13 protein-coding genes, 1 pseudogene and 1 riboswitch are annotated in these 15,578 nt (G+C 34.5%); of the genes and pseudogenes, 11 read left to right on the top strand and 3 right to left on the bottom strand.

What is annotated here, in order from left to right; all coding sequences use genetic code 11:
• The first annotated feature begins 39 nt into the window (after nt 1-39).
• From FOT98_RS00075 to FOT98_RS00060, 4 genes are all read left to right on the top strand, one after another.
• The gene (locus FOT98_RS00075) at nt 40-546 is read left to right on the top strand and encodes a GNAT family N-acetyltransferase (protein WP_061677742.1); all 507 of its coding nucleotides are present in this window, start codon (nt 40-42) and stop codon (nt 544-546) included.
• A gap of 368 nt (nt 547-914) precedes the next feature.
• The gene (locus FOT98_RS00070; protein WP_063259535.1) at nt 915-1,664 is read left to right on the top strand and encodes a class I SAM-dependent methyltransferase; all 750 of its coding nucleotides are present in this window, start codon (nt 915-917) and stop codon (nt 1,662-1,664) included.
• 100 nt (nt 1,665-1,764) lie between these two features.
• Nucleotides 1,765-2,070, top strand: coding sequence for a monooxygenase (locus FOT98_RS00065; RefSeq protein WP_063259536.1), 306 nt, complete (start codon nt 1,765-1,767; stop codon nt 2,068-2,070).
• A 686-nt stretch (nt 2,071-2,756) separates the two neighbouring features.
• Complete coding sequence (locus tag FOT98_RS00060; RefSeq protein ID WP_063259537.1) at nt 2,757-3,089, top strand: DUF1904 family protein; 333 nt, start codon at nt 2,757-2,759, stop codon at nt 3,087-3,089.
• Nucleotides 3,090-3,141: 52 nt separating this feature from the next.
• Here the strand turns inward: FOT98_RS00060 and FOT98_RS00055 are convergent, their stop codons facing one another.
• A complete protein-coding gene (locus FOT98_RS00055) occupies nt 3,142-3,465 on the bottom strand; it encodes a hypothetical protein (RefSeq protein ID WP_063259538.1) in 324 nt (107 codons plus the stop codon).
• A gap of 50 nt (nt 3,466-3,515) precedes the next feature.
• Nucleotides 3,516-3,908 (bottom strand): VOC family protein, encoded by a 393-nt coding sequence (locus FOT98_RS00050; protein ID WP_061677736.1) that lies wholly within the window; start codon nt 3,906-3,908, stop codon nt 3,516-3,518.
• Nucleotides 3,909-4,019: 111 nt separating this feature from the next.
• Here FOT98_RS00050 and FOT98_RS00045 point away from each other — a divergent pair, with 111 nt between their 5' ends.
• From FOT98_RS00045 to FOT98_RS00030, 4 genes are all read left to right on the top strand, one after another.
• Nucleotides 4,020-6,329, top strand: a complete 2,310-nt coding sequence (locus tag FOT98_RS00045) for an AAA domain-containing protein (RefSeq protein WP_063259539.1) — start codon at nt 4,020-4,022, stop codon at nt 6,327-6,329.
• A 75-nt stretch (nt 6,330-6,404) separates the two neighbouring features.
• A riboswitch (SAM riboswitch) is annotated at nt 6,405-6,506 on the top strand.
• An 88-nt stretch (nt 6,507-6,594) separates the two neighbouring features.
• A complete protein-coding gene (locus FOT98_RS00040) occupies nt 6,595-7,800 on the top strand; it encodes a M20 family metallopeptidase (protein ID WP_063259540.1) in 1,206 nt (401 codons plus the stop codon).
• Nucleotides 7,801-7,986: 186 nt separating this feature from the next.
• Nucleotides 7,987-8,553, top strand: coding sequence for a TetR/AcrR family transcriptional regulator (locus FOT98_RS00035; RefSeq protein ID WP_063259541.1), 567 nt, complete (start codon nt 7,987-7,989; stop codon nt 8,551-8,553).
• Nucleotides 8,554-8,611: 58 nt separating this feature from the next.
• Entirely contained in the window at nt 8,612-10,468 is a 1,857-nt protein-coding gene (locus FOT98_RS00030; protein WP_063259542.1) for an alpha/beta fold hydrolase, read from the top strand.
• 195 nt (nt 10,469-10,663) lie between these two features.
• Here FOT98_RS00030 and FOT98_RS00025 read toward each other — a convergent pair.
• Nucleotides 10,664-12,094, bottom strand: a pseudogene (locus FOT98_RS00025) (IS4 family transposase).
• 204 nt (nt 12,095-12,298) lie between these two features.
• Here FOT98_RS00025 and FOT98_RS00020 point away from each other — a divergent pair.
• The 3 genes from FOT98_RS00020 (at nt 12,299) to FOT98_RS00010 (ending at nt 15,069) form a co-directional block, all read left to right on the top strand.
• Nucleotides 12,299-13,468 (top strand): MFS transporter, encoded by a 1,170-nt coding sequence (locus FOT98_RS00020; RefSeq protein ID WP_063259543.1) that lies wholly within the window; start codon nt 12,299-12,301, stop codon nt 13,466-13,468.
• A gap of 78 nt (nt 13,469-13,546) precedes the next feature.
• A complete protein-coding gene (locus FOT98_RS00015) occupies nt 13,547-14,461 on the top strand; it encodes a phosphotransferase family protein (protein ID WP_063259544.1) in 915 nt (304 codons plus the stop codon).
• Nucleotides 14,462-14,646: 185 nt separating this feature from the next.
• On the top strand, nt 14,647-15,069 hold the full coding sequence (locus FOT98_RS00010) for a bleomycin resistance protein (RefSeq protein ID WP_063259545.1): 423 nt from the start codon (nt 14,647-14,649) through the stop codon (nt 15,067-15,069).
• Nucleotides 15,070-15,578 lie beyond the last annotated feature (509 nt).

Genomic DNA, 15,578 nt, shown 5'->3' with positions numbered 1-15,578 from the left:
TTGAAATAAAGACACGATTTTTTGAGAGGAGAAAAGTAAATGTTTATAAGAACAGAAAGATTATTAATACGAAATTTTGAGTTCAAAGATTGGCAAGATGTCCATGAGTATACATCAGATAGCAATGTTATGAAATACATACCTGAAGGGGTTTTTACTGAAGAAGATACAAGAAACTTTGTAAATAGAAATATGGGTGAAAATGCAGAGAACTTTCCTGTGATACTGGTAGATGAAAATATTCTGATTGGTCATATTGTTTTTCATAAATATTTTGGTGACCATACTTATGAGATTGGGTGGGTATTCAATCCTAAATATTTCAATAAAGGATATGCTTCTGAAGCAGCACAAGCTACATTAAAATATGGGTTTAAGGAAATGAAATTACATAGAATTATAGCTACATGTCAGCCCCAAAATACCCCGTCATATCGATTGATGGAGAAAATTGGAATGAGAAGAGAAGGATATTTCAGGAAGTGTATACCCCATGGAAATGAATGGTGGGATGAATATTATTACGCTATTTTAGAAGGAGAGTAGTGTCTCAGAACGCATTGTTTAAATCAAAATCATAATTAAAATCATGCTATCCTTTTTTGAGAATTGCTTGGCCCATAAAATAATTAAAATGTGGGCGGTGCTCTATGCCCATCAAGCTAACATTATATAAGTTTAATTTCATGTAATATTTTTTGAAAATTAAAATAAAGGTTAATTTTCTTAATACAGTATAGTATCTACAGCAGTTTATTCAACAAACGGGCAGGATTGTGAAAGTATTGAGTTCGAGATATCTTCCTAAAAAACATTACATAATAAAAGGATGACAAAATTTTTATGGTTAGTATGATAATTTGGAAACAGAAGTCAGCTTAATCTATGAAAAACTTATCAGAGGAGTGATGTAAGTGAAACAAAATGTTTACGATAATCCGAATTTCTTCAAAAACTACACAGCGTTGCGTGAAAGTGGAATAAACGCTAATGACTTCATAGAACAGCCAGCAATCAAATCATTAATTCTGTGTTTGAAAGGAAAATCGATATTAGACTTGGGTTGCGGTGATGGTCATTTTTCAAAGTATTGTATAGAAAATGGTGCAAAAAACGTAGTAGGTGTAGACATATCCAAAAATATGATTGAACGTGCTAAAAAGTTAAATCAGGATGATAACATAGAATTTATGTGTCTTCCTATGGAGGATATGGGACTAACCAATCAAAAGTTTGATCTGATTATAAGTTCCCTCTCTATACATTACATTGAAGATTACTCGGCAATGATTCAAAAGATTAATGAACTATTAAAAAGCAGTGGTGAATTTATCTTTTCAACCGAACACCCAGTAGCAACAGCTCGCAAAGGGAGCAACCATTGGATAAAAACTGAGGATGGTAATAAATCACACTGGGCATTAGATAATTATCAAGAAGAAGGAATCAGAGTACACAACTGGTTTGTTGACGATAGTGTGGTTATTTATCATCGAACAGTTGCCACATTAATAAATACTTTAATTGAACACGGGTTTTCGCTGGATAAAATAATCGAACCACAATCAACTTTGGCAGGGATAGAGAAAATGCCAGATTTAATAAACGAATCGCGAAGTCCATCTTTTATTATAATCAAGTCAAAAAAACAAAATAATATTTAAAAATATCTACCGCAATCTGGGAGCTTTTATTGAATTATGAAAACAGCCGTTAAACTGTATGCATTCGAATTGAAAATATTGAACATAGGAGTGAGTGAAAATGGCATATTTACTACAAGTTGATTTTCCGTTTGAAGGTCCTTTTGGTGAAGAAATGGAAAAAGCATTTTTGGATTTAGCAAAAAGTATTAATGAAGAAGACGGATTCCATTGGAAAATATGGACAGAGAATCAAGAAACAAAAGAAGCTGGAGGCATCTATGTATTTGAAGAAAAACAAGATGCTGAAAAATACGCCGAAATGCACAAAAACAGACTTCAAGCATCTGGTATTAAAGATATTAGAGTAAGAATTTTTCAAATCAATGAAAAGTTAACGAAACTGAATCGTGGTTATAGTAAATAATGAGGGACACGTAATTCAAAAAATCTCTATATAAATAGGGATTCGTGTATCGGCATATAGTTCCTTGGAAAAGGTAACGTATGAGAGTTCTTAAACTTGTGGAATTGACGAGAAAGTACTGTGGAAAAAGCTGTATTGAAATAATTATTTATCAAAGGGTACGCCCCTTACTGGGAGGTAAGGGGCACAGGAAATGCAAATTTATTTGTAATTTGCTAAGTTGGTTGTAACATATATACCTGTCTATACATGTTACAGAATTATGAACATAACTAATATTTAGTAACTAGGAATAAAGATGGTTGTAGGACTTAAGTTGTTGTTTAAGGAATTTAACAGAAAAATGAGAGAAGAGACCTGATAACAGTTCCGTTTTTGTTATTGTTTTGGCATATAATAAACAATGTTGATTCTCGCGTATCGATACGGGAGAAATAGAGGGAATATCTCATCGCTATACTTTCCTATGAATCTACAGAAAGAGTAGCGTGTTTTTATTTAGGAGTATTTTTTTATTAGTTTGATACCGATGTGACAATACCTCTTTATTATTTTTCAGGTTACAATACATGTATTGCATCACTAACATATGATCATTCTTAAGAATGTCATTAAAATGTTAGTGCAGCAAAATAAATTGTGTTATGATGTGAGCAAATATAAAGCTATGTAACGGAGGGATTCACATGCCGCATGTTGTGTTTCGTGGAATTACTACTGAACAATTAAAAAGCATAAGTAAGCCATTAGTAGAAGAGCTCGCAGAAATCTGTGAGTGTGGTACGGATAATTTTACCTTGGAACTACCAAGTTCTACGTTTGTATTCAATGGAGAAGAAATAGAAGCGTTTCCTCTTATTGAAGTGAAATGGTTCGAGCGTGGACAGGAAATTCGCGATCGATTTGCCAAGGCTATTACTACATATGTAATGGATTTTGGACTTCCAGAAGTAGAGGTTGTATTTACGACTTTCACAGAATCAGCGTATTATATTAACGGGAAGCATTGTGCAAGTTAGAGCTATTTGAAAGATTGTTATAACATTAAGAAAAGAAATAGGAGAGAATATCCTATTTCTTTTTATTTCTATAAAAAAATATAACTGCTAAATCTAAAGTAATGATAATAATTAGAAGAAATACTTCTATAAGTGCATCAGTTTTCCCATGTTGCAAAGACTTTATAAAGAAATCCCATTCTGTTTCATAGGGAGGCTCTGACCAATTTCGTTGCATTCCGAAAGCTATTCCATTTATGAAAAAGATAATACTTAATAGAATTCTTCCAACAAATACGGCAACTACTTTTAAATTCCAGTGTCTTATCTTAATTACATACAGGATTGGAAAGAGTATAAGGATCCAAAAAATAATAATATAGATTGTATTGATCATTCTCTACTCCTCATAAAATGATTGTTTTTAACCTGCAAAATAAAGGTTTTTTATCTCTCCGTTTCAAAAAACTCAATCCACTCTCCATCAGGACCAGCGAAGAATATGTAACGTGTTCCATCTGGTAATGTTTCAATTTCTTCTCCTAGTAAAAAGGTTATTTCGTGTTTCTTGAGTCTTTCGATTTCATCCTCTAATGAATCCACTTTAAAGCAAATGTGATGTACTTTTCCTTCTGCCGGAAGAGAAGAGTTGTAGCCTTCAATGAGTTCTAGTATCGTTTCCTTCGATTCTTCTACACCTAAAAAAGCGAGTTGTAAGTCTGGATTCGGGTGCCCCATACGTTTAATGAGTTGTAGGCCGACTACTTCTTCATAAAATGAAATAGATGTTTCTAAGTTTGCAACCATAAGTCCAACGTGTTCAATTCTTCTAACTGGCATGTGGATTCCTTCTTTCTGAAAATTATATACAATATATTATTGAAAATTAAGAAAATAAGCAAGATAAAAACCTTACAAATTTTAGCGTGTTATATGGTATAGTGAGAAAGTATGTTTGGGGAGAAGGAAGGAGATTATACGATGAATACACCTACTCAAACTCCTTCATTATCGGCAACGATGAAAGAGTGGCACTATGCATTAGCGTATGAAATTAAACATTGGAAAACGATAGGTGGTAGTAAAATTTCTATCATGAATGGTCGTTTTTTATATACAGATTATGAAAGTACGGTATACGTATTTCAGCTTATTTCGGAAGTAAGCTTACCTGAAGGTTCACCAATTCGAATTGAGTTTGATGGTGAGGAAGCGACAGGAGAAGTATTATCTGTACATGGATTAGAAATAGAACTGAAATTAAATGACTATATACAAGGTGAAATACGAGAAGCTGTTTTATACAGTGAACCGTGGCAATTGTTAGAGCAACTACAAGAGCGATTGAAAGAGGCACATAAAGATAAGTTAAAACGTAATCGTATAAAGCGTCTTGTTGATGGGACGAGCAGTCCGAAACATATTGAGAAGATGAAAAATCCGAAAAATGAATTGGCGTATCGTTCGTTTTACAATCCGACAACGTACGTGTGGGGACCACCTGGAACAGGGAAGTCTTACAATTTATCACGTATTATTTCAGCGCATTATCAAAAGGGAAAATCGGTACTTGTGCTAGCTCATAGTAATGCGGCAGTGGACGTATTAATGAGTGAAGTAACGAAGCAAATTGAGAAGAAAAAGAAATGGACGCCTGGCGAAATTGTTCGTTACGGTTATAGCCAACATGATCATATACGAAATCATGAAACGTTGCTTGCATCGAAGTTAGTTGAAACGACGAACGGATCTTGGGGAGAAGAAAGACTCTATTTAGAGGAAACACGACAAGATCTCCGTGAAAAGATTTTATCATATAAAGCGACTTCTGCTGATAAGAAGCGTATACAAGAGATTGAAAGTGATCTTCGAAAGCAAAAAGCGAAAATTAAAGAAGTAGAAAAAGAATACATTGAAAATGCAAAAGTAATCGGTGCAACTTTATCGAAATGTGCCATTGATTCACTGATTTATGAGCGTACATTTGATTTAGTTGTCGTAGATGAAGTGAGTATGGCATATGTTCCGCAAATTGCATTAGCTGCATCACTTGGAAAACGCATCGTCGTATGTGGTGATTTTTTACAGTTACCTCCAATTGCGATGGCGAACCATGAACTCGTTCGAAAATGGCTCGGGGAAGATATGTTTTACCATGCCGGGATTGTTGAGTCTGTCAATAAGTCAGAAGCACATCCGAACCTCTTTATGCTGCAGGAACAAAGACGTATGCATGCGGATATATCTAAGTTTACAAACTCATTTATTTATAAAAATAGAGTGTATGATCATCCGTCTGTTTCAGAACGTAAAGAACTTGCGCAATTGCAACCATTCGCAAATGAGGCGAGTGTTTTATTTGATACGAGCTTAATGGGGGCCTTTTCGTTAAAAGACGCTGCTTCAGGTTCTCGTTTTAACATTATGTCTGGTTTAGTAGCGATGCAAATGATGTTAATCGGACTGTTAGATGGTGTTCAATCGATCGGTGTTGTTACACCTTACAGGGCACAATCCCGCTTCTTATCAACATGTATTAGGGAAATATTGCAGAGAACGAAATATCAAAATATACCAGTTTTAGCGGCGACGGTTCATAAGTTTCAAGGGTCTGAAAGAGATATGATGATATTTGATACAGTGGATAGTTATCCGCAAGAACGACCAGGCGTGTTATTCTTTGACCATAAAAACCATCGCCTCGTCAATGTAGCTGTAACGAGAGCGAGAGGGAAGTTCATTCAACTATCAGATTGCCATTATATGCGCAAAAACCTTTCGAGAAAACAAGCTTTATCACAATTAACAGCTCATATAGAACGTCACGGAGATGTGTATGATCGCACGACATCAAGACAATTGTGGGAGCGGAAAATTTCGAAACGTTTACGCTGGTTTATGGAAATGAATCTTGAAGAGCCGAAAGGATTATTGAAAGATATTTTAGCTGCAAAACGAAAAATTATTATTTCACTTCCAAGTACAAAGCAAGTGGATAAACGAGTATGGCAAGCGTTAATGCGTACAAATGCGCAAATAACGGTGTATAGTGATGGACCAGTTCCGTTAAAAAATGTAAAGTTACAAAGACAAAATAAAGCATTCCCGTTTATCGTAATCGATGATGAAATCTTCTGGGCAGGGGCACCGCTCACATCTCAAATGATGTTTGAAGGTAGTATGGAATTTCCGTACGTATGTGCAAGACTGCAAGCACCAGAAACAATTGGTGTATTAAAAGGATTTTTAGATATTCGGTAAATTCGGATAGGAATTCCTTGACTTTTAATCGGAATGAACTTAGAATGAATGTAATTTAATATAATTTTATGAAAATTCTTATCACGAGAGGTGGAGGGACTGGCCCTATGATACCTCGGCAGCGGATTCGTTATGAATACTGTGCCAATTCCAGCAAGGTAACTTGAAAGATAAGAAAGAAGCTCATTTTGACTGTATATGCAGAAGCCTCTTTCTATCTTTTAGAAAGAGGCTTTTTTACGTGAAAATATAAGGGGGAAGAACAATGGGAGCGACAGGAGTAACGTCACAAAGAAAAACAATTGAAGAGAGTATTGAAAGAAATAAGGAAAAGTACATAGAAACAAGTCACGATATTCATGCGAATCCGGAGATTGGTAACCAAGAGTTTTACGCATCAAGAACGTTGAGTTTATTGCTAGGGAGTGCAGGTTTTCAATTGCAACACAATATAGCTGGACATGAAACAGGTTTTATCGCACGAAAAAGCTCTGGAAAACAAGGACCAGTTATCGCATTTTTAGCTGAGTATGACGCTTTACCAGGACTCGGTCATGCGTGTGGTCACAATTTAATTGGCACAATTAGTGTTGCGGCAGCGATCGCATTATCAGAAACGCTTGAAGAAATTGGCGGGGAAGTTGTCGTGTTTGGTACTCCGGCTGAAGAAGGAGGGCCAAACGGTAGTGCGAAAGCGAGTTATGTAAAAGCTGGTTTATTTAAAGATATCGATGCGGCACTTATGATTCATCCGAGCGGAAAAACAGCGACAACGAGCCCTTCACTAGCAGTCGATCCACTTGATTTTCATTTTTACGGAAAAACAGCTCACGCCGCAGCTTCACCAGAAGAAGGAATTAACGCATTAGATGCGATTATCCAGCTGTATAACAGCATTAACGCACTTCGCCAACAACTTCCGTCAGATGTGAAAATTCATGGCGTTATTACTGAGGGTGGAAAAGCACCTAACATTATTCCTGACTACGCTGCAGCAAGGTTCTTCATCCGAGCAGCAACGAGAAAAAGATGTGCGGAAGTAACAGAGAAAGTAAGAAACATCGCAGAGGGAGCAGCGCTAGCAACAGGTACGAAAGTGAAAATTCATCAATTCCAAAATGAAATCGATGAACTACTCGTAACAAAAACATTTAATGAAGTCGTAGCCGAAGAACTAGAATTACAAGGTGAAGACGTAAATCGGAAAGAAAGATTTGGTATCGGCTCGACAGACGCAGGAAACGTAAGTCAAGTCGTACCAACAATTCACCCATACATTAAAATCGGTCCAGACAATTTAATTGCACATACGAATGAATTTAGAGAAGCAGCACGTTCAGAATTAGGAGATAAAGCATTAATTACATCCGCAAAAGCACTAGCAAATACAGCGTATCGATTAATTACGGAAGAAGGGTTGTTAGAGAAGGTGAAGGAGGAGTTTAGAGAGGCGCAGAGGAATCAGGGGTAGATGGTTAAAGGGAGTGGGGGGATCCACTCCTTTTCTTTTTTGCGTAACACTGATGCTAAGATTTTTTTTGCAGTAAAATCAATGTTAGTAGAATTTTTTTAATCAAAATTTTTTCAAAATTAACATAAATGCTTGCAATATTTAAATTAGTACTATATAGTTCTAGTTATGACAAAGGTAAAATTAATGAATCAAAAACGTGTGATTGAAGTAGCTGCAACATTATTTTTAGAAAAAGGGTTTGCTTATACAAGTATGGATGAATTAGTACGTGTAAGCAAAGTTTCAAAGTCTAATGTGTATTATCACTTTTCTAATAAGGAAGTATTATTAGAAGGGGTCGTTGATTATTGGATTGAAATGTATCAATCTGCAATTGATGACGTACTTTCTCAGACCCAATTTTTAGTTGAAGATCGTATCCAACTGTTTTTAAAACAATTATCACAAGGAGTTCAGTCGAGAGAGTATAAGGGGAGCTGTCCATTTATTACTCTTTATATTCAAAGTCCTAAACAGGCCACACAAATAAAAGAAAAAATAGGTCTTTTTTTTACAGGATTACAAAAGAAAGTTTCTCTATTACTTAAACAAGGGGTAGAGAATGGAGAATTCAGAAATACGATTAATATTGATGAGGTTGCATCCCTTTTTATTACAAATCTTGAAGGAGCGTTATTTATTTCAGAAACATTGAAGGATGCAACTGTAATTACGAAAACAGCAGATCATTTTTTAAAATTGCTTCGATAAAAGAAGCATTTTTTTTACATCAAATTAGTACTAAGTAGTACTAAAAAGGGGATTTTATATGAGAACAGTATTTTTAACTGGTGGAACAGGCTTTATTGGAAAGCAATTAGTAAAAGAATTAGCCAAAGAGGATGTTAAAATTCTTCTTTTAGTAAGGTCGAAAAGTAAAGCAATACGCATTTTTCAAGAAAGAGGCATCTTAAAAAAGGCAGTTATGCACTTTATTGAAGGTGATTTGACGAAAATAGATTTAGGTCTAAGTGCTGAAGATAAGGAGAGGATATTGAAAACGGATGTGATTATTCACGCAGGAGGCCCCATGGATATTCAAGCGACAAGTAAAGAGGCAGCTTCCGTATTTTTAAATGGCGCAAAACATATTAGTGAATTAGCTAAAAGTATTCATCAATTGAAGGGCTTGCAACAATTTATTCATGTTGTAGGTTATATGAGTCCCTTTGATGATAAAAATAGCAAGATTGCAATTGATGCGTTTAAAGAAGGAAACAATGATTTGAAAATAAAAAATCCATATGAGAGAACAAAATTTTTAGCAGATCTTTATATCCGTCACCAGGCATCAGCGGTAGGTTATCCGCTTTCTGTAATTAATCCGCCAACTGTAGTCGGTAGTAGTAAAACAGGGAGTACAGAGCAGATAGCAGGATTAGGTTTGCTTGTGATGAGTATGCGAAGAGGGCTCATGCCAGTGATTCCTGGAGGTAAGGGATATAGGTTACCACTTATTTCAAACGATGAGCTTGCGAAGTTTATTGTGCAGGTTTTCAGATTGGAACAACCGACTATTCAAACATATACACTTGTTGAAGACAAACAGCACGATCAGAACATTGCTGAATTATTAAGTATTATGTCGGAAAGTATGAATATGAGGGCACCAAAAATCTCTGTCCCAATGCCACTTATGAAAGCAATTATGAATAGTGGGATAAGTAAAATAACAAAAATTCCTTCGGATGGACTGAATTTTATTACAAAACGAAAATTTTCAAATGTTTCAGCGAAAAAAATTATGGGAGGAGATTGGTTTAAGGAGACGAGTGTAATGAAATTTTTCCCTGCCGTAGTAGCTGATCTGGATTATCGAATGATGTATCAAAATGGCCAGCATAATCATTTATTTAAACGAACATTATGCGATAACAATACCCTTTACCAATTAAAAGGAGAGGGTAAACCATTTATTTTATTACATGGTTTATTGAGTGATGGAGAAGATTTATTTCCTTTAGCACAAGAGCTTCATGAAAAAACTGGTCAACCTGTATGGATCTTGGATCTTCCAGGTTTGGGACGTTCTCCTTTTAAACAAGAGAAAAATCTTTTAGATATCTATTTGAATGTAGTGAAAAAGTTATTGGAGAAAGCTACTAATGGTGCACATCTAATTGGCCATTCATTCGGTGCGTTTATTCTTCTGGAAGCATTGGTACAAGAGTACATAGATCAGAAGTATTCAATCACTTTACTTCAGCCACCTGTTATTAAAAAAAATGCTACATCGCTAAATGTTCCTCAATTTATGAACAAATGGACATTAAAACTGGCAACTACTAATTTCATAGGGCGATATTTATTAAGTAATGGTTTGTTTGAAAGTATGGAGAGTATCCCTGAACATTATATCAAAAAAATAAGTAACAGTTTTACTTCTCCTAGAATTTTAAATACTACGGTTCAGCTTAATAGTTTACTACTGAAAAACGATCAAGGTGATTTCAATGAAGTAACAAAGTATAATCTTCACATTATTTGGGGGGATTATGACAGAGGCTATTCTGCTCCATCGCATCTTGGTAAGGTTGATTTTGTTCCATATGGCCATCATTTTCCTCTTAGCCATCCGAGTGAAACGGCAACATTAGTAATAAAAAATAGTAATACTAGCAGATGAGAGTGTGGGATAAATAAAAAGTGTGTAGTAAAATCGTTGTCTCTTTGAAATAAAATCGTACTGTTTGGGGTCCCGCCACATGCCCATCAAGCTAATCAAGTAACTTACTAGATATGAAACGATCCTTGGTTCAAAACTAACAATTGATAGAAAAGTAGGCATACTAAAGAAGCCTATTAAAATCTGATTTTTTCGCTAGGCAGTTTGTCTATGCTTCACCGTCGTTTTATACACAATCCCTAGAATATCAAAGACGGTCATTTTCTTATACCGATGTTATTTACGACCGTTCTTTTTGAGCAATAGATAAAGACGATGCAAAATTTTCAAAAGTTGTTCTGTGCCAATGGCTATCGCTTGAAACAGTAACGGAAAGTAATCTTTAATCATATAAATCGTTTTGTATTCACTTAGCTCCTGATTTGTTTTTTCAAGCAAAAACTGTCGCATTTGAAACATCGTAGAAGAACAGAGGAGAATACCGATTAGTTGTCCATATAAATGGCACTCTAGGCGCTCTCTTTTAATGTTTTTACATTCATCAATTTCAAAAAATGACTTCCACGTTTTAAACAAAATTTCAATCTGCCAACGAAGTGAATACAGTGAGTGCACGTAGTTAGTTGGTACTTCTTCTAAAGACGTGTTCGTAATATATATATTCATGCCCATTAAACGTTTACTTTTATCTTTCATGACAATGCCTTTTTTCTTTTCACGTATCGCTTGGTTTTTTAGGCGTGTTTGCGTATAATCATCGGTTAAACGATGGATAATGACACGTGCTGGAAGTTTTTGATTTTGGCCAATGTATGCCTCGGGAATTTCTATCGTTTCACCAGGGATTAGATCTGACATCATTTGTGTCATATCAAGCTGGATGTATTCTGTTTGCTTTTTTAACGTGCCGTTGTTGAAGTATTCTGGCTCAGGGTTCTTGATATAAATCCGCGTATTTAGCTTCAACCGCGAGATGTAGTAAGCCCCTTTATCATGAATAGTTTGTAAGTCTCCTAAATCGAAGTAACCAAGATCACGTAAACACAAATCGTTGGTCTCTACGGTTTCAAGGCAGATGGTACCGTATGTTTTATCATTATTCTTTCCTGGTCCAAGCTGCACGTTAAGAAATTGACCACTAAGTAAATCATATTCCAATTGGATTTTTACGCCTGCCGTATTACTACTTCCACCTGAACCTTGATAGTCAGTGGCGAAATGATCAGGTAGTTGAAACACTGTTGCATCCAAAATACGGATACGATTGAAAGTAGGGATCATGTGTGCAGAAAGTGAGTGATTTGAACAGAGTTTTTGTGTGAGAAGAGAAGTAAAGACTTCTCGAAGAAATGCGACAGCTGCTGGGTTAAAGCGTTGATTCAGTCCTTCTGAGCTCATCAGTACTCCAGTTGAAGCTTCTAACTGACTGCACAATTGTGTAAGCGATGTGCTAGCGATTTCTTGACTGAGCCATACGCAAAGGGCAATGAGTTCGTTCGCTTGATACTTACTAGTTCGCTGTACAAAGCCAACTTGTTTGGCGATATCTTGTAGGACTACTGGAGATAAAAAGTATTGTAGCTCTTGTGCGAAAAGATTCAGCTCATTTGAAATAATAGGATTCATTAAAAACACCATCCTTTCTCATAAACTTCTTACGATAAGCATAGCGTTTTTCTATTTTGAGGATATGATTTTAACTTCGCTTGAAGGGCAAGTGGTGAGATACCTTATAAGAATAAATTATAAATATAGATAAATAAATTGTAATTTACTCTATTGAAGTGATGCACCTAAAATGAAGATAACAATTATATAAGAGGTAATTTTATGAATAATAAATTGAAATATTTATTAGGGATTAGCATTACCGGATTTGGGGATGGAATTCAACAAATTGCCTTGCTATGGTATATTTTTCATTTAACAGGACAAGCAACTTCTATCGGATTAATGATTGCAATTTATTATATACCAAGTATCATTTTAACACCTTTTGTGTCTGTTTATGTAGATCATCATGATTCTAAAAATATTGTTGTTCTAACAGATAGTATTCGATTTGTACTTGTTTTAATCATGGCAATACTTATTTTCATAAAATTTGAATCAGTATTTATTTTTTACATTATGCAATTCTTATTAGCAGTTTGCTACACTGTTTACAAACCTGCATCTTCTGCATTTATTAAGGAAGCATTCTGTAATCATGATATACCATTTGTTATATCAAAAGCATCTTCATTAAATGAAGCAGCATTACTAGTGGGAACTGGTATATCTGGGTTATTTCTAGTTAAATTTTCTTTAGCCACTAGTTTCTTTATTAATTCTGTAACATTTTTAGTTGCGGCCATTTTCTTTTCTTCTATAAAAAGAATGAACCCTAAAAAAGTAAAAAATACAAGAATATCCTACCTTGCAGAATTAATATCGGGATGGCGTTTTATTAATCAAACAGAAGGAATGAAGTACTTACTGTTTTTATCCATTTTGAATAGCATTAGCATACAAATGACAACAACTTTATTATTACCTCTTGCAGAACAGTTTGAAGGAGGTAGCGGACTTTACTCAATATTTGAGATAGCATTTTCAGTAGGAGGAATTATAGCAGGCTTGATTGCTATCTATTTTTTAAAAAAGTTTAAACATAAAGTTATTTTTATTACGATGATGGGTATGGCAACCTCTTCTTTTTTATTATATTTGAATGACTATAAAACAACGGCCGTTATTTGTATATTTATAATGGGGCTATTTACCATGTCGCATTTGATTATCGTGCAAACGTTAATACAGTTGAATACTACAACAGAATATATTGGCCGGGTAATAGGCTTAAGAACAATTCTAGCATCATTTGTTAAGATATCTTCTGCTCTGTCGACTGGTATTTTAATAACTCATATGGGAGTGAATAATATTTTACTTTTATTTTCTATCTTAATATTGGCTAGCTTTATTACGATTGGAAATATAAAAAAACACATGTATTAAAATGAAGAGAAATACATCTGGAAGATTATTCAGAGATGCTATTACGGGTTGTAAATAACTTGCGAATCGAGGGGTAAAATGGTTAATATACGTTGGAAAACAGAAGAATTAAGGGCGAAATTAAAAACTATATTGAATCGAGAATATAAAGAATTGGATGTTCAGGAGTTAAAAGTAATAGGAAATGGAGTGCAAAATATTGTGTTCCGAGGGGATTCGGAAAAAGGGCCTTTAGCATTTCGAGTACCTTGGGAACGTGAAGTGAAAAATATAAATGAAGGGTTGTTTAATAGTCGAATCTCATTGCAAAAGGAAGCGGAGCTTTCTAAGTTTTGTAATTCTAAAGACATTCCAGTGCCAAAGGTTCACGGACTGCACCTTTCTACGGAACTTGATTTTTTAATTTCAGATTACCTGGCTACTGATCATATTCAAATTTCTGCGTACAAAATAGGAGAAGTAGTTAATAATCTCCATAATATTCCAATTGAAAATTTGAATTACCAACATAGGACTAGGAAACCATCTAGTAAGTATATAGCTGAACGTGTCGTAAAAAGAGTAAAAGGATTTAATAAAATTACACATTGCGATATTGAATTTCCTGATATATCGATAATCGAAGAGATTCTTAAACAAGCAGATCATGTAAAGAAATTATTACATATGGACATTCGACCAGCAAATCTAATTGGATATAACGGAGAAGTTAAGGCGTTGGTTGATTGGGATAATGCTCTAATTGGTCACCCGCTGCTAGAACTTATGAGGATAGCTGAAACTAATGAAATTGATTGGTATGAATTTAAAGATGGATATAAGAATAAAGATATCTTTGAATCTATGCCTCGAATTGTCAGCTTATTTTATCAGCTTGATACAGCGGTAATGCTTGCAAATCTGTTTATAGCGCAACTGAAAATAGAGGGGAAAGGCATATTCTATAAAGAGCGTGTGAAAACACTTCATAATGAAATACATAGATATTTATAAAAACAAATAAAAGATGCTTTGACATAGGTGTGTAGAGATAATAAAGTTGTTTAATTTATAATAAAGTCCTTTAAAAAATAATTAAGTTGTTTACTTCTTTTAGGATTAACGAAGTAGTTTAATGGAAGAAGAATTTATAGTAAGTGTTATAATAATCAATAACTTAAACAAAGGGGGAAGCATTTTTGCACAAACTCAATGCATTAATACCAGAGCTATCAGTTTCAGATATAGAGCAAAGTTTAAATTTCTATTCGGAAATTCTCCTGTTTAAAATTGAATATCAAAGACCAGAGGATAAGTTTGCTTTACTGTCTTTAAATGACTGCCAGATTATGATTGAAGAAGTAAATGGTCATTGGAGTACTGGGGAGTTATCTTATCCCTACGGAAGAGGAATTAATTTTCAAATTATCATAAATGATATTGATCCACTATATAATAGTTTGAAAAAGAACGAGTATCCAATTAAATTTGATATTCAAGAGAATTGGTATAGAGCTGATACTAAATTAAAGGGACAAAAAGAATTTTTAATTATGGACCCTGATGGTTATCTATTAAGATTTGTTCAAAATTTAGGTGAAAAAGATGTTGAGGCAGATTAAGCTATGTAAAATAGGATGAAAATTTAGTAAATGGAGCAAGCTACTTTTTTCAATAAGAGGCATTAGTTGAAGAAGAATTAACCAACTTTATTATTTTTATAAATTACAGGCTACAACAATTAAATTTAATTTTAAATAACTTTAAAACCACCTACAATTTAATTTAGTAGGTGGTTATTACATTTCTTAGACTAAAATTAAACAACTTTATTGTCACTGAACAATAGGAGGCCCATTACATCGCCATCAAGCTAAAAATATGAATTTCCCCAAAACAATAAATACGAGCAAAATGCACAAAATTTTCGTTCTGGGGGTAATATGAGATTTTAACTTGATGGGCATGGGGTACCGCCAACAAGACGCGAATTTTGCACGCTAAGCAAAAAAACAATAAGCTGTCCACATGGACCATAGCCATCAAGTTAAAAAAATGAGTCCGATGCCTTTTGGCATCGGACTCATTTTTTTACAATAGGGAGTAGAAGAGTACGGTTTTGGACATACTC

The organism is Bacillus sp. HY001 (assembly GCF_007558965.1).
In the GTDB taxonomy this organism is placed as follows: domain Bacteria; phylum Bacillota; class Bacilli; order Bacillales; family Bacillaceae_G; genus Bacillus_A; species Bacillus_A mobilis.
This window is presented reverse-complemented; position numbering and strand designations above follow the sequence as displayed.

Excerpts from the sequence above, each read along its gene's own strand:
- FOT98_RS00055 (WP_063259538.1), bottom strand. The coding sequence starts at position 3,465 with ATGATCAATACAATCTATATTATTATTTTTTGGATCCTTATACTCTTT.
- FOT98_RS00040 (WP_063259540.1), top strand. The coding sequence starts at position 6,595 with ATGGGAGCGACAGGAGTAACGTCACAAAGAAAAACAATTGAAGAGAGT.
- FOT98_RS00045 (WP_063259539.1), top strand. The coding sequence starts at position 4,020 with ATGTTTGGGGAGAAGGAAGGAGATTATACGATGAATACACCTACTCAA.
- FOT98_RS00050 (WP_061677736.1), bottom strand. The coding sequence starts at position 3,908 with ATGCCAGTTAGAAGAATTGAACACGTTGGACTTATGGTTGCAAACTTA.
- FOT98_RS00035 (WP_063259541.1), top strand. The coding sequence starts at position 7,987 with ATGAATCAAAAACGTGTGATTGAAGTAGCTGCAACATTATTTTTAGAA.
- FOT98_RS00015 (WP_063259544.1), top strand. The coding sequence starts at position 13,547 with ATGGTTAATATACGTTGGAAAACAGAAGAATTAAGGGCGAAATTAAAA.
- FOT98_RS00030 (WP_063259542.1), top strand. The coding sequence starts at position 8,612 with ATGAGAACAGTATTTTTAACTGGTGGAACAGGCTTTATTGGAAAGCAA.
- FOT98_RS00020 (WP_063259543.1), top strand. The coding sequence starts at position 12,299 with ATGAATAATAAATTGAAATATTTATTAGGGATTAGCATTACCGGATTT.
- FOT98_RS00075 (WP_061677742.1), top strand. The coding sequence starts at position 40 with ATGTTTATAAGAACAGAAAGATTATTAATACGAAATTTTGAGTTCAAA.
- FOT98_RS00065 (WP_063259536.1), top strand. The coding sequence starts at position 1,765 with ATGGCATATTTACTACAAGTTGATTTTCCGTTTGAAGGTCCTTTTGGT.
- FOT98_RS00060 (WP_063259537.1), top strand. The coding sequence starts at position 2,757 with ATGCCGCATGTTGTGTTTCGTGGAATTACTACTGAACAATTAAAAAGC.